Annotated in this window: 20 protein-coding genes; 13 read left to right on the top strand and 7 right to left on the bottom strand. The window is 50.2% G+C overall.

The features are described from left to right. Window positions 1-16: 16 nt before the first annotated feature. Both OEW58_03165 and OEW58_03160 read left to right on the top strand, forming a co-directional pair. A complete protein-coding gene (locus tag OEW58_03165; GenBank protein MDH5300346.1) occupies window positions 17-1,291 on the top strand; it encodes a YeaH/YhbH family protein in 1,275 nt (424 codons plus the stop codon). Then, window positions 1,288-2,796, top strand: a complete 1,509-nt coding sequence (locus OEW58_03160; GenBank protein ID MDH5300345.1) for a SpoVR family protein — start codon at window positions 1,288-1,290, stop codon at window positions 2,794-2,796. The genes OEW58_03165 and OEW58_03160 overlap by 4 nt, the downstream gene beginning before the upstream one ends. 182 nt (window positions 2,797-2,978) lie before the next feature. Here the strand turns inward: OEW58_03160 and fur are convergent, their stop codons facing one another. Further along, window positions 2,979-3,392 (bottom strand): ferric iron uptake transcriptional regulator, encoded by a 414-nt coding sequence (gene fur / locus OEW58_03155; GenBank protein ID MDH5300344.1) that lies wholly within the window; start codon window positions 3,390-3,392, stop codon window positions 2,979-2,981. A 78-nt stretch (window positions 3,393-3,470) separates the two neighbouring features. Between fur and bamE the strand changes: the two genes are divergently transcribed. Beyond that, window positions 3,471-3,776 (top strand): outer membrane protein assembly factor BamE, encoded by a 306-nt coding sequence (gene bamE, locus OEW58_03150; GenBank protein MDH5300343.1) that lies wholly within the window; start codon window positions 3,471-3,473, stop codon window positions 3,774-3,776. A 13-nt stretch (window positions 3,777-3,789) separates the two neighbouring features. Here bamE and OEW58_03145 read toward each other — a convergent pair whose 3' ends face one another. The 3 genes from OEW58_03145 to OEW58_03135 are packed head-to-tail and all read right to left on the bottom strand — an operon-like array spanning window position 3,790 to window position 5,939. Beyond that, a complete protein-coding gene (locus tag OEW58_03145) occupies window positions 3,790-4,134 on the bottom strand; it encodes an RnfH family protein (GenBank protein ID MDH5300342.1) in 345 nt (114 codons plus the stop codon). Continuing rightward, entirely contained in the window at window positions 4,131-4,565 is a 435-nt protein-coding gene (locus tag OEW58_03140; protein ID MDH5300341.1) for a type II toxin-antitoxin system RatA family toxin, read from the bottom strand. The genes OEW58_03145 and OEW58_03140 overlap by 4 nt, the downstream gene beginning before the upstream one ends. A 12-nt stretch (window positions 4,566-4,577) precedes the next feature. Then, a complete protein-coding gene (locus OEW58_03135; GenBank protein MDH5300340.1) occupies window positions 4,578-5,939 on the bottom strand; it encodes a sodium-dependent transporter in 1,362 nt (453 codons plus the stop codon). A gap of 150 nt (window positions 5,940-6,089) precedes the next feature. On the opposite strand from OEW58_03135, the gene smpB reads away from it, so the two are divergent. Continuing rightward, window positions 6,090-6,572: an SsrA-binding protein SmpB gene (gene smpB, locus OEW58_03130; GenBank protein MDH5300339.1), complete on the top strand. Its 483-nt coding sequence runs from the start codon at window positions 6,090-6,092 to the stop codon at window positions 6,570-6,572. Here the strand turns inward: smpB and msrA are convergent. After that, the gene (gene msrA / locus OEW58_03125; GenBank protein MDH5300338.1) at window positions 6,569-7,198 is read right to left on the bottom strand and encodes a peptide-methionine (S)-S-oxide reductase MsrA; all 630 of its coding nucleotides are present in this window, start codon (window positions 7,196-7,198) and stop codon (window positions 6,569-6,571) included. The two genes, smpB and msrA, sit on opposite strands and share 4 nt — an antisense overlap. A 188-nt stretch (window positions 7,199-7,386) precedes the next feature. Between msrA and OEW58_03120 the strand changes: the two genes are divergently transcribed. Beyond that, on the top strand, window positions 7,387-9,594 hold the full coding sequence (locus tag OEW58_03120) for an EAL domain-containing protein (protein MDH5300337.1): 2,208 nt from the start codon (window positions 7,387-7,389) through the stop codon (window positions 9,592-9,594). Between the two features lie 6 nt (window positions 9,595-9,600). Here the strand turns inward: OEW58_03120 and OEW58_03115 are convergent, their stop codons facing one another. Beyond that, window positions 9,601-10,425, bottom strand: a complete 825-nt coding sequence (locus OEW58_03115; protein MDH5300336.1) for a LysR family transcriptional regulator — start codon at window positions 10,423-10,425, stop codon at window positions 9,601-9,603. 137 nt (window positions 10,426-10,562) lie between these two features. On the opposite strand from OEW58_03115, the gene OEW58_03110 reads away from it, so the two are divergent. The 5 genes from OEW58_03110 (at window position 10,563) to OEW58_03090 (ending at window position 15,693) form a co-directional block, all read left to right on the top strand. Continuing rightward, the gene (locus OEW58_03110; GenBank protein ID MDH5300335.1) at window positions 10,563-10,856 is read left to right on the top strand and encodes a hypothetical protein; all 294 of its coding nucleotides are present in this window, start codon (window positions 10,563-10,565) and stop codon (window positions 10,854-10,856) included. A 129-nt stretch (window positions 10,857-10,985) separates the two neighbouring features. Beyond that, the gene (locus tag OEW58_03105; protein ID MDH5300334.1) at window positions 10,986-11,426 is read left to right on the top strand and encodes a CBS domain-containing protein; all 441 of its coding nucleotides are present in this window, start codon (window positions 10,986-10,988) and stop codon (window positions 11,424-11,426) included. Between the two features lie 235 nt (window positions 11,427-11,661). Next, window positions 11,662-14,268 carry an EAL domain-containing protein gene (locus OEW58_03100; GenBank protein ID MDH5300333.1) on the top strand — a complete coding sequence of 869 codons (2,607 nt, stop codon included), beginning with the start codon at window positions 11,662-11,664 and terminating at the stop codon, window positions 14,266-14,268. A gap of 78 nt (window positions 14,269-14,346) precedes the next feature. Beyond that, window positions 14,347-14,553: an acetyltransferase gene (locus OEW58_03095; protein MDH5300332.1), complete on the top strand. Its 207-nt coding sequence runs from the start codon at window positions 14,347-14,349 to the stop codon at window positions 14,551-14,553. A 147-nt stretch (window positions 14,554-14,700) separates the two neighbouring features. Continuing rightward, entirely contained in the window at window positions 14,701-15,693 is a 993-nt protein-coding gene (locus OEW58_03090; protein MDH5300331.1) for a Fe(3+) ABC transporter substrate-binding protein, read from the top strand. A gap of 197 nt (window positions 15,694-15,890) precedes the next feature. On the opposite strand, the gene OEW58_03085 is transcribed toward OEW58_03090, so the two are convergent. Continuing rightward, window positions 15,891-16,514 (bottom strand): TetR/AcrR family transcriptional regulator, encoded by a 624-nt coding sequence (locus OEW58_03085; protein ID MDH5300330.1) that lies wholly within the window; start codon window positions 16,512-16,514, stop codon window positions 15,891-15,893. Window positions 16,515-16,686: 172 nt separating this feature from the next. Here OEW58_03085 and OEW58_03080 point away from each other — a divergent pair, with 172 nt between their 5' ends. The 3 genes from OEW58_03080 to OEW58_03070 all read left to right on the top strand — a co-directional run. Continuing rightward, a complete protein-coding gene (locus OEW58_03080) occupies window positions 16,687-17,496 on the top strand; it encodes a CPBP family intramembrane metalloprotease (GenBank protein ID MDH5300329.1) in 810 nt (269 codons plus the stop codon). Beyond that, on the top strand, window positions 17,493-18,647 hold the full coding sequence (locus tag OEW58_03075) for a beta-lactamase family protein (protein ID MDH5300328.1): 1,155 nt from the start codon (window positions 17,493-17,495) through the stop codon (window positions 18,645-18,647). Before OEW58_03080 ends, OEW58_03075 begins: the two co-directional genes overlap by 4 nt. A gap of 10 nt (window positions 18,648-18,657) precedes the next feature. Then, a partial coding sequence (locus OEW58_03070) for a hypothetical protein (protein ID MDH5300327.1) occupies window positions 18,658-19,094 on the top strand: 437 nt, incomplete at its 3' end.

Raw genomic sequence — 19,094 nt, 5'->3', positions numbered from 1 at the left:
CAAATCGAGGTGTCCCTTGTCTCGCATTATAGACAGACGACTAAACGGCAAAAACAAAAGCGCTGTGAATCGGCAGCGCTTTCTCCGCCGCTTCAAGACTCAGATTAAAAAGGCTGTCAGCAACGCTATATCTGGCAGAAAAATATCTGATATTGAGGGCGGAGAAACCATCACCATTCCTTCAAAAGACATCTCTGAACCTGTCATCCATCACGGTCAGGGCGGCGATAGAACTATCGTCAGCCCTGGCAACAAACAGTTTTCCACTGGTGACAAAATAAAGCGCCCTAGCGGCGGCAGTGGTCAAGGCCAGGGAAACAAGGCCAGCAATGACGGCAGCGGTGAGGATGATTTTGTTTTCGAGCTAAGCAAAGAAGAATTCATGGAATTTTTCTTTGAGGATCTTGAACTACCCAATCTCGTCAAAACAAAACTAGCCACCATTTACGACAAAAACAGGGTTCGCGCCGGTTACACCCAAAACGGCGTTCCAACAAACATCAATGTGGTTAGATCCCTGCGAGGCGCAAAGGCCAGACGCATCGCCCTTCGTGGCCCGCACAAAAGAAAACTGAAAGAACTGGAGGACAAGCTCGAAGAACTACTGCTGTCCCACGCTGAAACTGATCCTATTATTATCGATCTAAAGCGCGAGATAGAAATTGTTAAGAAGAAAATATCAGCAATACCTTTCATCGATACTTTTGATCTTAGATATAACAACAGAATTGAAGTCCCAAAGCCAACGACACAAGCAGCCATGATATGCATCATGGACGTGTCAGGCTCCATGGATCAGCTTAAAAAAGAATTGGCGAAGCGGTTCTTTATCCTGCTGTATCTGTTCTTAACCAGGAACTATGAAAAAATAGAGATCGTTTTTGTTTGCCATCACACCACCGCACGTGAAGTTGACGAACAGGAATTCTTCTATTCTCGTGAAACAGGCGGAACCGTGGTTTCTAGCGCTCTCAACCTGGCGCACGACATTATCAGTGATCGTTACACCAGCGATGACTGGAATGTGTACGTCGCGCAAGCTTCGGATGGCGACAACTGGCATGATGATTCTTCACTCTGCCACAACATCATGGACAGCAAACTTCTTCCCTTGGTGCAATACTTTGCCTATGTCGAAATAACACCGGATCAGCATCAAAGTCTCTGGCATCAATACCAGCGACTACGTAGCAGTCACCCACATTTCGCCATGCAGCAAATTGATTCTGCGGCAGACATATACCCTGTCTTCCGCGAGCTGTTCAAAAGACAAACTGAGGTGAAGTCATGAGCGAGAAGCGCAAGCTGCTCTCTGAGGGTTCAGAATGGACTTTTGACCTACTTGACGAATACGAGCGTGAAATAGGCCGTATCGCCAAGCTCTACCGCCTGCAAACCTATCCCAATCAGATAGAAGTCATCAGCGCGGAACAAATGATGGATGCATACTCTTCGGTGGGTATGCCGGTAGGCTACAACCATTGGTCCTACGGCAAACAATTCCTCGACACCGAAAAAAAATACAAGCGTGGCCGAATGGGTCTGGCTTACGAGATCGTAATCAACTCTGATCCGTGCATATCGTATCTCATGGAAGAAAACACCATGACGATGCAAGCACTGGTTATTGCCCATGCCTGCTATGGTCACAATTCATTTTTCAAAAACAACTACCTTTTCAAACAATGGACTTCCGCCGACGCCATTATTGACTATCTGGTTTTCTCCAAAAAATACATCGCAGAATGCGAGAAGCGTTATGGCATTGATGCCGTTGAGGAAATACTCGACTCTTGCCATGCATTGATGAATTTTGGCGTCGATCGTTACAAGCGTCCTCAGCGTTTGTCACTGCGAAACGAGCAAGCCAGACAAAAAGAACGTGAAGAATATCTGCAAAGCCAAGTCAATGAACTGTGGCGAACCATCCCCACGCCAGACAAAGAAAATAAGGAAAATGCCGAGCGGTTCCCCAAAGAACCCCAGGAAAACATTCTGTATTTCATCGAAAAAAATGCACCACTACTTCAACCCTGGCAACGTGAAATTGTGCGTATTGTGCGAAAAATCGCACAATATTTTTATCCTCAGCGACAAACCAAAGTCATGAATGAAGGGTGGGCAACCTTCTGGCACTATACGCTGCTTAACCACATGTATGATGAAGGTTTGGTCGACGAGGGTTTCATGGTCGAGTTTCTGAAATCACACACCAATGTGGTATATCAACCGGAATTCGACAGCAAATATTATTCTGGAATCAACCCCTACGCACTGGGGTTTGCGATGATGACGGACATTCGCCGTATTTGTGAGCATCCCACGGACGAAGATCGTCGCTGGTTTCCTGAGTTGGCAGGTAGTGACTGGATCAGCAGCTTGGATTTCGCCATGCGAAACTTCAAGGATGAGAGCTTCATTGCCCAATACCTGTCCCCAAAAGTTATTCGCGATATGAAACTATTCTCTATTCGTGATGACGACAAAGATCAGTTTATGATGGTCGATGCGATCCACAATGACGAAGGATATCGCACGGTTCGTCAACATCTGGCAGATCAATACAATCTGGGCAATATTGAACCTAATATCCAGGTTTATAACGTCAATCGCTGGGGTGACCGCAGCCTGACACTACGACACTATCAGTACAACCGCAGACCATTACATGACTCCAGTTTGCACGAAGTCATGAAGCATTTGTCTCGTCTTTGGGGATTTGGTGTGCGCCTGGAAAATGTCGATCAGGATAATAAAATTTCGCTGGTACATGAGGTCGCGGCCAGCAAAAACTAAACCCCCACGGTGCATGACGCACACCGCGGGGGCCATGTGAGAAGAGTTGCTATACCTTCCATAAATGCCGTCTCGAGAGAGACGGTTCCCACGGGTCCCTTTTGTACCGGACCCTGATTAAATTATAGTGCAGTTTTTTAAAGGCAACGGCGAAGTTGCCCAAAAGTTTTTTATTGCGCTAATTAACGGCAATTAGCGCAAAGGCCGTAGATATACAAACAGTGATCGGTCATTTGAAATCCGGCTTTTTCCGCAATTTCTTTCTGCCGCTGCTCGATGACGTTATCGACAAACTCTTTCACTTTGCCACAGCCCACGCAAACGATATGATCGTGATGACCGCCGCTGTCCAGCTCAAACACCGCACGACCATCTTCAAATTTGTGGCGCACCACCAGCCCTGCTGACTCAAACTGGGTCAACACGCGATATACCGTTGCCAGACCAACATCCTCGCCGGTCTCGGTCAACATCCGGTAAATATCCTCGGCACTTAAGTGGGCATTGTCGCCCTGTTCCAGCAATTCCAAAATTTTAATGCGGGGACCGGTTGCCTTCAGACCGGCGTTTTTCAAATCCTGACTATCCAAAGCGATAATCCTTTTCTATAAGGTGTTATATTTTTGTCGGCTTTCAGGTAACATTAGCCTTGGTTTCAACAATGAATTTCACCCATGGGCAAGATCCTCAGAAATTTAGTCATTGTAAGCGCATTCCTGCCGGCTTGCACCATACACACCATCGATATCCAGCAAGGTAACGTCATCGAAGCGGATGCCGTCGCCCAGCTGCAAACGGGCATGACCCAGGACCGGGTCCGCTTCATCATGGGCACCCCGCTGCTGCAAGATCCGTTTCACGCCAATCGCTGGGATTACATCTACACCAAACAAGACGGCGCGGCACCCTACAGTCGGGAGCACAGCCGGGTCACGGTATTTTTCGAAGACGGAAAAGTCACAAAAATCGACAAGCAATAACGCCAGCTAGGCGTTATTCACTTACCGCGTCACCACTAGCAACATCACCACCGCCCTTTTTCATGCGTTTGCCCTCGGCGGCGCGACGACGGCGAACTTCTTTTGGGTCCGCCAGCAATGGCCGGTAAATCTCCACCCGATCACCGGCGATCAATGGTTGCTGCAATTTGGTCAACTTGCCAAAAATCCCTACTTTATTGTTGGCCAAATCAATTTCTGGAAATTTTTCCAGCACCCCCGAGCGCACGATGGCCTGCTCGGCATTGGTACCGGCTTCCACTTCCAGCGCAAAAATTTCCTGCACATCCGGACGGGCATAAGCCACTTCCACCCGAATCATTTCCTGTTGCTGCGTCATGCGCTGTACACTTCCCGAGCACGTTTCACAAAGACCTCCACCATGGTATTGCAGATTTGGGAAAACACCGGCCCCAACGTCATGCTCAACACCTTGCTGGAAAATTCAAATTCCAAATCCAATGACACCTTGCACGCATTTTCGTTCAACGCCTGAAATCGCCAGTAGCCGTGCAACGCCTGAAACGGGCCATCCACCAACTGCATTTCAATAACCTCGCCTTGGGTATTGAGGTTACGCGTCGTAAACGTTTGCTGAATACCTGCTTTGGCAATCTCGATACTGGCAGTCACTTGCAGCGCATCGCGGCTATGCACACTTGCTGATTTGCACCACGGCAAAAATTGCGGATACGCCTCTATATCATCGACCAAATCAAACATCTGTTGTGCACTAAACGGCACCAGAGCATTACGTTTTACCGCTGTCATCGCGCGCCTCGATTAGATCAGACCAACCACATTAAGAAACACGCAGAAAATCGCCACCGGTGTCACATAACGAATCAAAAATAACCATATCCGAAAACCCAGTTGCTCTTTCATTTCCAATTCGTCACGGCAAATCTGGCGCGGCAATACCCATCCCGCAAAAATGGCGATCAGCAAACCACCCAGCGGGAGCAAAATATTTGTTGTCAGAAAATCCAGCGAGTCAAAAAACGTTTTGCCAAAAAGCTTGATCTCGGACCACTCATTGAACGACAGTACCGTACCCACACCCAGCAGCCAAGCCGACATTCCCAAGAAAAGACATGCTTTTATCCGGGTCATGCCGCGCTTTTCCACCAGCCAAGTAACCGCAGGCTCGATCAGCGAAATAGACGATGTCCACGCTGCAAACACCAGCAGCACAAAAAACAAGGTGCCCACTATCGTCCCACCGGGCATATGCGCGAACGCCAGCGGCAAGGTTTCAAAGACCAACCCCGGACCCGCTCCCGGCTCCAGACCGTTGGAAAATACTATGGGGAAAATGGCCAAGCCTGCCAGCAAAGCCACGGTGGTATCAGCGATCGCGATTATGAACGTTGTCCGCGCAATCGAAACTCGCTTGGGCAGATAGGAACCGTAGATCATGATCGCTCCCATTCCCAGACTCAGCGTGAAAAAGGAATGCCCCATGGCAATCAAAATACCGGTGCCAGTAATCTTGGAAAAATCTGGTGTGAACAAAAATTCCACCGCTCGCGCAAAGTGGCCCATGCTCATCGCATACCCCACCAAGATGAGCATCAGCACAAACAGTCCCGGCATCAGCACATACACGGCCTTTTCCAGACCTCCGCGAACGCCGCGCGCGACCACCGCCATGGTCAGAACCATAAACAAGGTGTGCCAAGCCAGTAGCGTCAGCGGCGACCCCAGCAAGCTGGCGAATTGATCGCCAACAAATGCCGCATCCTGACCGGCAAACGCCCCAGAGCCCAGCGCCGGCACATACGCCAGCGCCCAACCGCCAATGACACTATAGAATGATAGAATCAGAAAGCCAGCCAGCATCCCCATCCAGCCCAGCCACTTCCAGGCAGAACTGCCACCGGCTTCTGCAGCCAGGCGGGTCATGGTGTTCACTGGCGTACTCCGGCCACGACGACCGAGCATAATTTCGGCAACCATGATGGGAATACCTATCGCCGCCACGCACAACAAATACACCAGCACGAACGCACCGCCGCCATTTTCGCCGGTAATATACGGGAACTTCCAAATATTGCCCAAGCCTACCGCCGAGCCCGTCGCAGCCAGGATGAACGCCAAGCGACCGGACCATTCGCCATGGATAGACTGCCTTGATTCGCTCATTACCTTAGCCAGCTCCGAAAAATTTTGCTTGGCATTTTGCGTAAATTTGCCGCATAACACAACCCACGCCAGGCCTCCCGCCATTACAAACAAGGACATAACCGCAAAGCTATGCCAATTGGCCGCGCTTGTGGCTATAATAGCCGCCCTATGAACAAGCCCAAAAACAAAAACGGCAATACCTCGTCAACCATCGCGCTCAACAAAAAAGCGCGCCATGACTATTTCATAGAAAAGACCTTCGAGTCTGGCTTAGTGCTGGAGGGCTGGGAAGTCAAAAGCCTGCGCGCAGGCAAGTGCCAGATCAGCGATGCCTATGTGTTCGTGAAAAACGGCGAAACCTTCGTCTCCAACGTGCTGATCACGCCGCTGTTGACCGCATCCACCCACATCGTTCCCCAGTCCAACCGTATTCGCAAGCTGTTGCTTAACCGCCACGAAATTGATCAGCTCACCGGTGCCATTGAGCGCAAGGGCTACACGCTGATCCCCTTGGCGATGTACTGGAAAGGTTCGCGCGCCAAACTGGAAATCGGCTTGGCCAAGGGCAAGAAACTGCACGACAAACGCGCCACCGAAAAAGACCGTGACTGGCAGCGCGAAAAACAGCGCGTCATGAGCCGCGCTCGTTAATCCACCCCGGGACAGGGCACTCCCGTCCCAGCCAAGCCACAATAACCACCGGGATTTTTGGCCAAATACTGCTGATGGTAAGCCTCGGCATAGTAAAATGGGCCTGCCGGTAAAATTTCGGTGGTAATCGCTCCCCTGCCGAACTTTAGTAGCTCCCGCTGATAGATTTCCCGACTGCGCAATGCCAGTTGCTGCTGCGACTCATCCATAAAATAGATGCCCGATCGGTACTGCGTCCCCACATCGTTGCCCTGGCGCATGCCCTGAGTCGGATCATGAGCCTGCCAAAATATTTGCAGCAGTTGCACGTAACTGATTTGCTGAGGATCAAAAACCACCATCACCAGTTCAGTATGCCCCGTCAGCCCGGAACAGACTTCCCGATAAGTAGGATTGGGCGTATACCCACCACCGTAGCCCACCGCCGTCGTCCACACCCCCGCTTGGGTCCAAAACAACCGCTCTGCCCCCCAAAAACACCCCAATCCAAAATATGCCTGCGCCAACCCCACCGGAAACGGGGCCAGTATCGGCTGTCCCGTCACGGCGTGGGGTTCGGTCACTGCCATCACCTCGACCCTGCCGGGCAACGCCTGGCTGGATGCCAGAAAACTTAATTCCACCATTATTTATCCTTACCCCTAATGTATTTGCCCCTGTTGACCGACACTGTCCTGTAGCTCTCATTCACTAGTTTGAAGGCATATGTGTGCGGATATTTCATGGTTCCTGCCAAGGCGCTTAGGCCGCCCCCAGCGCCTGCAGACCCTGCTTTATTATCACGTAACCATCTGTAAATTCTGGAATTACATTAATGCTCAGCAGTAAGAAAAAAAAACTGTGGTCCATGGGGCGCATTTATACCATTGCCCTCGTCGTGGGGCTGGGCATGTCGTTGGTTATTGGCATTGGGATAAACCACACCTTCGTGTCTCAGCAGCAGACCGAAACCACCATACACCATCAAGTACAGCAGACGCTGCAACAAACAAATTTCGCCCTAAATAAACTGCTGCCCTACGAGCTAGCTGTCAACCAACTCTCGTCTGCGATATATAACTACCATTTTCAATTGGAATCACAGTCCCCCGATCAAAAGAGCATTTCAGAAGCTTCACAAAATGTCAGTACCCAGTTAACGCTGGCCTACCAACAGTTGCGTCAAACAGACTCCAGTGCCATTAATCCAAAATTACGCGCACAAATTGCCGCGGGCACTGAATCACTGATCGCGTTGCACAATCGCCTTGGCGAAGCCAAAACCCCTGCGGAACAACAACGGCTTTACCTGCAAGTCTCTACTCAAATTCATCAGATAGAGCATTTATTCAACCAGTCAGCACTTTTTCTCCGCGTCCAAAACAACGAATTACGGCAGCGGTTACTTGCCAATAACAATCAAACCATCAATCAGCTACAGCAACTCAACACCGATGAAAGCAATCTGATTACGATATTCATCGTTTTACTGATCGCTCTGCCATTGCTGATCACGCTCGCCATTGCTTATATTCTCGATCAACGCTTACGTTGGCTAATCAAGTACGCCAATGCCATCACAAACGATAGCAGTACTCCTGTTCCATTTCGAGCCAACGACCGACTGGGGTTATTGGCCATGGCACTGTACCGTCTGGGACGCCAGGTCAAACGCCATATCAACCAAGTCGTTGAACAAACAGTCCACGTGGAAAATGCTCGTGTCGTCGCTGAGAAAATGGCCAATTACGACCCATTAACCGCACTGCCCAATCGCCGCCATTTTACCCAGCTGCTGGAAAAACAATTGCAAAACAACAATGACGACGCCAACAGTCGCTACCTGATGTTTTTGGATCTGGATAATTTTAAACCAATCAACGACTTTTATGGTCATGACGCGGGCGATCGTCTGCTGCGCATTATCGCCGCCCGGCTCGCCAACTTGTTACGCCCAGATGACGTCATTGCCCGTCTGGGAGGAGATGAGTTTGCCATGATCATCCGTTGTGACACGGCACAAGTTGACAGCATCGCCCAAAAAATACTCAATCACATCGCTCAACCCATTGCCTTAAATGACAAACGCATAGACATTTCCATCAGCGTTGGCATTGCCCTCATGAACGAGGAATCTACCGTCAGCAAACTACTAAAACAGGCCGACATGGCAATGTATCAGGCCAAAGCACTGGGTAAAAATAATTTCAGTTTTTATTCACCCGAATTGGAAACCGAAGTACTGCATCATCAACGCCTGCTCAACGATGCCAAACATGGTTTAGCCAATAATGAATTCGTACTGTACTACCAGCCAAAAATCGATCTAAAAACCCTAAAGCCTATCGGCTGCGAAGCACTAATCCGTTGGCAACACCATGAAAAGGGCCTGCTGCTGCCAGGCGCATTTTTACCACAACTGGAAAACAGCGCCTTCATGCTGGAAATTGAAGGCTGGGTATTGCGAACGGCCTGCGAGCAAGCCAGCTACTGGATCAACTTAGGACACCCCATTTCACTGGCGGTCAATGTCACCATTAAACAATTTTTTGCCGAAAACTTTGTTTCCATGGTGCAGCAGATTTTGCGCGATACCGGTTTTCCACCTCATATGCTGGAACTTGAAATCACCGAAACCATGCTGATGGACGATATAAAGCGCGGCGAACAAATTCTTGCCGCCTTGCGCGAACAAAATATCAGTGTGGCCGTTGATGACTTTGGTACGGGATATTCGTCACTGGGCTACCTACATGACTTGCCACTGGATTGTCTCAAGCTTGATCGACGTTTTGTCAGTGCCATCACACCAGGACACGACCCCTCCATCATCGACGCCATCATCAGCCTGGGACATCGATTGAATTTAAAAATTGTCGCCGAAGGCATAGAAACTGACGCCCAATTGCGCAGCCTGCAACAATTGGGGTGTGATGTGGGTCAAGGGTATCTGTTCTCGCCAGCACTGCCGTACAACGAGTTTTTGCAATACATCAACCTGCCTCGAGCCAAACTCATCTCGCTATCGCGAACAGCTCGCTGAGCGAGATCAGAGCGTGGACATCATCCATTCCAGCAACGCAACATTTGCACAATCAGTCCGGTACAGAGCGTAACAGTCCCGTTGCATGACAGGCGCCTCCTCCACCAACGTCAGTCCGTTTGCCCGGTCTGGCGTCAATGACAAATAGGCACTTCCCCCTTGTTGATTGAGCAGATTGTGCGCCAAACGACCGTGACTCACCTGCAGCATGGCCGGCGGCGCCTGAGTAAACATCTGCAAATGCTGACTGCGAAACGCTTCACCCCAATCCACGTAAATGTAATCTTCTCTGGCCACCAGTTCAGCCGCAGGCAAATCTGGCAGCGTGCTGTAAAGACGCAGCTGTAGCTGGTTGAGTTCCTGCACCTTGAACGAGCCGCGAATCGGCAAATCAAACACGAATGCCGCGTCCAAAATACCTTCGTGCAGCAATTTTAGCAGCGTATCCCGACCATGAACTTCAACTTGCAATGCCAACTGAGGCCGCTCCTTGCGCCACATCAGCAAGTTGTCCTGCAAGGTAGTGTCCCAAATGCTGGGTAATGCACCCAACACCAGAAATTCCTTGTTTTCTTCCTGAAGCGCGGTGTCGTGGCGCGCCTGATTCCACAGCAACAACATTCGCTCTGCGTAAACCAAAAACTTCTGCCCCGCCGCCGTCAGATGAATATTGTTACGATCACGACTCAGCAGACAAACACCCACACTCTGCTCCAGCGCCTTAATCCGCGCACTAACCGCCGACTGGGTCAAAAACAGTGCCTTTGCCGTTTTGCCAAAATGGCGACTCCGGCTTAATTCCACAAACGTCTTCAGCAACGCGACATCCACGAATGCCCACTCCTCACTCAAACACAATTATTTATCGCATCAACAAAAATTTATTGTTTTACTGCGCTGATTGTCAAACGTTAAATACTTGAACCAATTAGCAATTGGTAGATAGCAGACCACGATGGAGAGTCTCAATGAAAAAAATTTTAGTCCTTGCTACCAGCCTCATGCTTGGTGGAATGTTCGCTGCCCAAAACAGCTTCGCCGCTGGCGAGCACAATGCTCATGACGCTTGCCGCGCAGAAGCTGCCGATGCCGGCATTGTCGACAAAGACGAGTTGGAAAACTATATTGCCGACTGCATTGACATGATGGATCAGGGCGCCCAGGATGAAGGCGACGTCCAACCCGAAAGCGACAACCAACCCGAAGGCGATGAGCCTGCTCAGGAAGATCAGGGCGCAGAAGCCAGCCCATCAGCTTCCTAAATCCAAGCTTTTCCACGTGGCCGGAATTATATACCGGCCACGTTAAACATTACTGTTACTGCTAAATATCTTTTTCACTGACGACCGATACTACCCATAGGACTTCCCCGACCAACCACGGAGGTTAATATGAGTACGGTTGCCACACTGCTCAAACAGAAAAACAGCGACATCTGGCGCATCAGCCCGGAAAAGAGCGTGTTCGACGCGATTAAGCTTATGGACGAAAAAGGCGTTGGCGCCTTGCTGGTCGTCCAAAATAACAGCCTGGTCGGCATCGTTTCCGAAAGAGATTACGCCCGCAAGGTCATCCTCAAAGGAAAAACCTCAAAGGAAACACGCGTAACCGAAATTATGACCCGGCAAGTGCTATACGTCACCCCCGACCATACCATCAATGACTGCATGGTATTGATGACTGGCAAACGCATCCGCCACCTCCCGGTGTTGCAGGAAGACGACTTGGTCGGGATCATCTCACTCGGTGACGTCGTCGAAGAAATCATTCGCGAACAAAAAAGCAAAATCAAAGAACTCGAAAACTATATCAGCTGGGAAGAAAACTACTAGGGTCTGAGCCTCCCAGATTAACAGCCATATACTACCGCCGCACCAAATTTCGCCTCCGGGAAAATATTGAAGACGGTGGCCTTAAGCTATAGTTAAAATACGCGATTTAGCATGTTGTGGCCCGGCAGTTCGGCAACCTTTGCCATTCCAGGTTCCGCCGAGGCAGTTCCACCACACATGGAAAACTAGACGAGATTTTAGTTTTACGGCTGCATTACGTTTTCCGGAGGTGTTCGTGACTCTCCCTGAGTCTTTCGAAAACAAGCCGCATTTTTTGGCGGTCATCAATCAGATCAGTGAAATATCACTGCGCCACAGTGATATCAATGACGCGTTGAAAAATATTCTTGATGCTGTGCTCGACATTTTTGATTGCGAGCGCGCCTTTTTCTACTATCCATCTCGTCAGCAAACTGGCCGCTGGCATGTACCCATGGAGCGTACCCGCCCTTCCTGGCCCTCAAGTTTCAATCCCAATACGTCACACCCCGAAAACGCCGAACTTCGAGCCTACCTGCAGCAAATCAATAATCCTAGTGGCAAGACCTGCGCAGCGGGGGCAGAAAATGAAATACGCATTCCTCCTGTGGTCATCACCCTGCTGGGCATTCAGTCGGAAATGCGTTGCGCCATTTTTCCACGGGGTAGCCACACTTGGAATTTTGCCATTCAACACTGCCAGATCGCGCACACCTACGGCGATTATGAACGCCATCTGTTCGAAGCCATTGGCCACCGCATCGCTGATGCATTAAGCAGTCTCATTATGCTGCGCAATTTGCGCAGCAGTGAAGAAAAACAACGGTTACTTTTTGAACACGCCCCCAATGCCATTTTTATTCTCGATGCGCAAAATGGAAAAATCACCGACGTCAATCAGCATGCCCAGGAACTCATCGCCCAGCCTCGTAGCACCCTTGTCGGCCAATATTTCGATACGCTATTCGTCCATCAGGCTGCCTCGGCAGACAAGCTGGCCAATGCATTGGTCAAAATATTTCCTCCGCAAAAAAATGCTGGCAAAAAATCCGTCGTCGAATGCGATATCCGCCACGCCACCGGTCATGCCATCAGCTGCGAAATTCATCTTGTTTATCTGCCGCTGGGCGAACAAACACTGATTTATGCCAGTATCATTGATATCCAGGAGCGCCGTTCAGCCGCTTCGCAACAAAAACTGCTCTCCAACGCACTGGAAAAAACCGCCGACTCCGTCATTATCACTGACGATGATGGCAAAATTATTTTCGTCAATAAAGCGTTCGAACACACCACCGGCTACAACAAAAAAGAAGCCATTGGCCAATACCCGTCAATCATCAAATCAGAAAAACAAGATGAGAAATACTATCGACGGATGTGGGCCACCATTTCTTCCGGCGTGGTGTTTAACGACATTATTGTAAACCGCCGCAAGGATGGTTCGTTGTATTCCGAAGAAAAAACCATCACTCCGCTGTACGACGAAGAACACCGAATCACCCACTACATATCTACAGGCAAAGACATCACTGAACGCATAGAAACCCAGGAGCGCCTGAATTTTCTTGCCCACCATGATGCGCTGACAAAGTTGCCCAATCGCACACTGTTTACCGACCGCCTTGACCAGGCGCTCAAACGTGCCGAGCGCAATCGCATGTCGGTTGCCGTGTTTTTTATCGACCTGGATCACTTCAAAAATATCAATGACTCCAGCGGTCACGATACCGGCGATACCGTACTCATCACCGCAGCACAGCGTTTTATCCGCTGTGTGCGCAAAGGCGATACCGTCGCCCGTCTGGCGGGGGATGAATTTGCCATTTTGCTGGAAGACATCACCGACGAAAACGTCGTACCACGCATTGCCGATAACATCATTGAAAATTTTTCTGCGCCGATCGAAGTCGGTATCAACCAGTTTTATGTCACACCCAGCATCGGTATCAGCATGTCACCCAATGACGGCGATGATGGTCGCGGCCTGTTGAAAAATGCCGATCTGGCGATGTATCGCGCCAAGGAACAAGGCCGCAACAACTATCAGTTTTACGCGATGGAAATGCGCCAGAAAGCATTGAATCGCCACCTGATGGAAAGCAATTTGCGTCACGCGTTAGACCGCAATGAGCTGTTCCTGTTGTACCAGCCACAAATCAGCCCCGACAGCGGCAATATTGTCGCTGCCGAAGCGCTGCTGCGCTGGAAGCATCCGGGAATGGGATTAGTGTTGCCGATTGATTTTATTCCTGTACTGGAAGAAACCGGCATGATTGTCCGTATCGGTGAATGGATTATTCACCAGGTCTGCCAACAACTCAGCGAATGGCGTGATCAAGGTATGCGCAAAATTCGCATCGCCGTCAACATCAGTGCTCGCCAATTCGATCACGGCGACCTGCTGAAAGTGGTTAAGGAGGCGCTGGCCAAATACCACATCCCTGCTGAACAGTTGGAATTGGAAGTCACCGAAAGTGTATTGATGCGCAATGAAATTCGCGCGCGTGAAACCCTAGAGGAAATCGAGAATCTGGGAGTCAGCCTGGCGCTGGATGACTTTGGCACCGGCTTTTCGTCTTTGATTTATCTCAAACGTTTCCCCATTCACACCATTAAAATCGACCGATCCTTTGTTATGGATATCGGCCACGACAAAGACGACGAAGCCATCGTCCGCGGCGTGGTCGGCATGGCCAAAAGCCTGGGGCTGGACGTGGTCGCCGAAGGTGTTGAACAGCCTCAGCAAATTGAGTTTTTGCGTCAGTTACGCTGCGAAATGCTGCAGGGCTTTGCCATCAGCGAACCCGTCAACGCCCAACGACTGCAGCAATTGGTACAAGCCGGAATACATACCCTGTAGCAGCACGCTCGCCCCAAATCATCTACACTTAAACGAGTCCACACCGACTTTGTGGACATATCAAGTGAGGAGAAATTTATGTACCTGAAAGACAGACAATCCGGTGATTTGGTGGAAGTTTTGGACGTCGGTGCTGCAGCCAATCCGTGCGAGAACAAAATCGCCGGTCGCTTCCACAGTGGTGAGGAATTGCAGCCTCCAGCGTATTTTGACAAGGCCAACCTGAGCTTTCCTTCCGGTGAAGCCTTGCCCACCTGCTGGACCAATCCTCATTATCGGCAGTAACAACCTGCCGGCCAGAGTCGGGAGCCCACCCGACTCTGTCGCAATAAAAAAGCAACTAGCCCTTGTTTTTGTAAATGAGAATAATTATCATTCCTAAAGAATCAATCCCATTTGCGATACAAGGAAACGCTCATGTCTGCCAAACCAATGCTTGCCCTGCTGACCGGCGCTGCCGCTTTGCTGGCCTCCAACCTGCTGTATGCCGCTGACGAAGTGGTGGTGTATTCCGCACGTAACGAACAGCTTATCAAGCCGTTGTTCGACAGCTACACCGCCGAAACCGGCGTAAAAGTCCAGTTCATCACCGACAAGGAAGGCCCGCTGATGCAGCGGCTGAAGGCCGAGGGCAGCAACACCCCGGCGGACCTGTTCATCACCGTCGACGCCGGCAATCTGTGGCAAGCTGGCAAAGAAGGTTTGCTGCAACCGGTCAAATCCGCCACCCTGGACAAAAACATTCCAGCCCATTTGCGCGACCCGCAAAATCAGTGGGTTGGCCTGTCGATTCGGGCCCGCACTATCGTCTACAACACCGCCAAACTCAAGCCGTCTGACCTTTCCAGCTATGAAGACCTGGCCAATCCCAAGTGGAAAGGTCGCCTGTGTCTGCGCACGTCGCAAAAGGTCTACAACCAGTCCCTGGTTGCGATGATGATTGAAGAACACGGCCAGAAAAAGACCGAAGAAATTGTCAAAGGCTGGGTAGCCAATCTGGCCACTGAGCCCTTTGCCAACGACACCAAAATGATGGAAGCCGTGGCTGCTGGTCAGTGTGATGTCGGCATTGGCAACACCTATTACTTTGCCCGCCTGATGACAGAAAAATCCAACCTGCCGATCAAATTGTTCTGGCCCAATCAGAAAACCAGTGGCGTACACGTCAATATTTCCGGCGCCGGTGTAACCAAACACGCGGACAATGCCAAGGGCGCGATCAAGCTGCTGGAATGGTTGTCTTCCGGCAAGGCCCAGGGACAATTTGCCGAAGCCAACCACGAATATCCAGTTAATCCGAACGTAGCACCGTCTGACATCGTTGCCAGCTGGGGCAAATTCAAGCAAAACCAGATCAACGTTTCGCGTGCCGGCGAACTGCAAGTTGAAGCGGTCAAGCTGATGGATCGCGCTGGCTACCGCTAACGCGCCCGCTGTTCACATCACGCCCGCTGCGCACATCGCCAGCGGGCGTTTTTTTCGACGGCAACTTGGGAGCAGAGTAGAAATCCATCATTCTCGACTTTGGATCGTGCCTTACATTCGACTTTGCTTGCGCCCGAGGACGCAGACCGATAATACTGACCAGCACCAACATTACCTTCCTGACAGCTGGAAAAACTCTATCCCTCCCCCCTGCCGCTGCTAAAAATCAAATCCAGACTGTTTGAATAGAGCATGCCGAGATCCAAGTCGGCGGTATGCGCAACGATAATATCGCCATAAAAACATGAAGCCAGCTGCAGCAGCTTCGCTGTGGGATCGTGATTGGGATCAATTTCGATAAGGTGTTGCATTAACATCTCATTGCCACTGGGAATCCGCAGTGTGTACAGCTCCGGCGAATCGGGATATAGCAAAAACCGGTCTGCGGCCTCAATATCATTCGCCGTAGGATCAAGCTCACTGGTCAGCAGCGAGGCAACAAAATTGACGACTAGGCGCGGATGCTTTTTCATCTGCGTTGCGCTGTGATTGAAGATACGACGTATCGCCACCTCACCAGTCAACGGTTGCTGGTGTTGCAACACCAGCAGATCCAGCGCCCAGATTCCCATCATGTACTTGAGAATATCTTCCTTCTTCTGAAAGTAATTGAAAAAGGTCATTTCCGTAATACCAATCTCCTCGGCAATAGATTTGACCTTCAAGTCCTTGAAATTCGTCGAATTACTTAACCGGTATACCGTGTCGAGGATGTCCAGACGGGTTTGCGCTTTGTTGAGGGTTCGCTTGCCAAAGTCCATTATTTGCCCAGTGATTCGCCTATAACCAGTTGAAATAAATAATAAATATAAATTTTTATAGTCAACTAAATTAATTTTGACTAACAGCCAATCTTTCGCTATTATTTTAGTTAACTAAATTATTTTATCACGCATTTGCCAAAACTCAGTCCTCCATCCGAAAGGAGAAATTATGGTGCCAACCACCTCATCCGATCTGTCCAGCAGAGCACTGATTCCATTTCTGGCGATCAGCTTCGGTTTGACATGGAGTATAGCCGCCCTGCTTATTCTGTTCACCGAGCCATTGGTGGCCATGTTCGGCGAAATCCGCCCAAGCAATCCGCTGTTTATTCTGGCAGTGTATTCACCCGGATTCGCCGCACTGTTTCTAGTGTGGCGCGCACATGGCATCGCGGGCCTGGGCCGACTCCTGCGTCGGCTGACATTGTGGCGCGTGTCTGCCAGTTGGTGGCTGTTTCTGATCCTGGGTATCCCGGCAGTGGTTTATCTTGGCGCAGCCATCAAAGGCTCGATCAGCGATCCCCTTCCATTCTCCCCCTGGTTTGCTGCCTTCCCGGCGTTGGCGCTGGCGTTTTTTCTTGGACCTATCGAAGAATTTGGCTGGCGCGGACTCGCGCTACCTTTGCTGCAACGCAAACTGGCACCATTCTGGGCCGGATTGATCCTAGGCATTGTCTGGGCTATCTGGCACATTCCCGCGTTTCTGCTCAGTGGAACAGCCCACAGCACTTGGGCATTCGTCCCTTTTTTTGTCGGAGTAGTGGCGATTTCGGTGATTCTAACATCACTGTTCAACAGTGCTCGCGGTAGTCTTTTACTCGCCTATCTTTACCACTTTCAAATGATGAATCCTATCTGGCCGGATGCCCAACCCTATGATGAATGGCTGTTCGTAGTCATTGCCATCATAGTGGTGTGGTTCAATCGTGCAGACATGTTTGCGCGCGAAGGTTCCGTCACCGAGGTACTGCCAAAATGATAAACATTCTGTGGATTAGTGGCATTTTGTTGTTGATCGCGTGCGCCTACCAGCCGGTTACCCGCACCGACAACTTACAAACCAGAGTCGATAGCATTCGCGAACAATATCAATTGCCCGGCATCAGTGTCGCTTATGTTTTAAGCGACGGCAGCAGCACTACGATCACATCCGGTGTTGCTAATATCGAAACAAAAAAAGCCATGACCGACAAAACGCGGTTGCTTGGTGCAAGCACAGGAAAAAGTTTTGTTGCCGCATTAACGCTGGCGTTTGTGCAGGAAAGCCGCCTGACACTGGATGATCCAGTATCCAAGTGGTTGGGTAAATATGCGTGGTTTGATCGCGTCCCCAATCACGAATCAATCACTGTCCGCCATTTGCTCACGCACAGCGCCGGACTGCCTGATCATGTGCACATGAAAAAATTTCATGACGCCTTCGCCAAGGAAAAAAACACACTTGAACCCTCATTTCCGCCCGTTCGGCTGATCGGATTCATATTGGACGAAGCTCCTTTGTTCGCCGCAGGCCATGGTTGGGCCTATTCCGACACGGGTTATTTACTGCTGGGAATGGTGCTGGAAGAAGCCAGCGAAAAACCATACTACGTTGAAATTCGCGAACGATTCCTGATTCCCTTGCAGCTTCGAGATACCACCTCCGCTGATCGCCGCGATCTGAAAAACCTGGCTGCAGGATACATGAACTCAGCCAACCCATTTGGCCTTCCCGCCAAGACACTGGACAAACACGGCCAGTTGCACTGGCATCCCGCCATCGAATGGACCGGCGGAGGATTGGCCACCACGGCTCACGATCTGGCCCATTGGGGATCGGCACTTTTTACTGGTCGCGCCATGTCCGGCGAATATTTACCAGAACTGCTTACTGGAGTTGCCATCCAGCCAAATGCTGCCGACATTCGCTACGCTGCCGGCATCGTTGTCGCTAGCGATCCGAGATTCGGCCCAGTCTATGGCCACAGTGGCTGGATTCCCGGTTATGTCAGCAGCTTTCGATATTATCCAAAATACGGTGTCACCATCGCATTTCAGATCAATACCGACCAACGAATCATAGATAGTGATGACAATGCTGTTAAGGCAATTGAAGACAGTCTGATCCAGGCTGTGGCACAAACAGACTGAGGTCATAGAAATGAACCACAAATTCATCACTTCATTTTACTATGTCATCGTCGCCTTGATTTGTACACAAACAGCACAAGCCAAAAACGATGACACTCAATACATCCCACTATTGCAGTATGATGATGTACACCTGCGCACGCATAACATTCAATCCTCCAGCATTGGCCTGCTGACACAAAATGCGGATATCATGTTTATCGGGCTGTACACCAAACACGATTTCAACGCTCCACTGGCCTATAATTTTCCGCAGCAATATCACACCATTGACACTTTGCTCGATGCAAAAAATGGCCGGGATCAATATCTTGGTATTTTCAAAAGCCAGTCTGACCAACCCATTGGCGGCGGCATAAACACATTTCACGCCGGTGTAGTTTATGGCTACGAATTTATCCGCAGAAAAGATTTTTCGCTGGTTCTTGGTGGCGGCATAGCTGCAGG

The sequence above is a fragment of the Gammaproteobacteria bacterium genome, from assembly GCA_029884425.1.
In the GTDB taxonomy this organism is placed as follows: domain Bacteria; phylum Pseudomonadota; class Gammaproteobacteria; order S012-40; family S012-40; genus JAOUHV01.
This window is presented reverse-complemented; position numbering and strand designations above follow the sequence as displayed.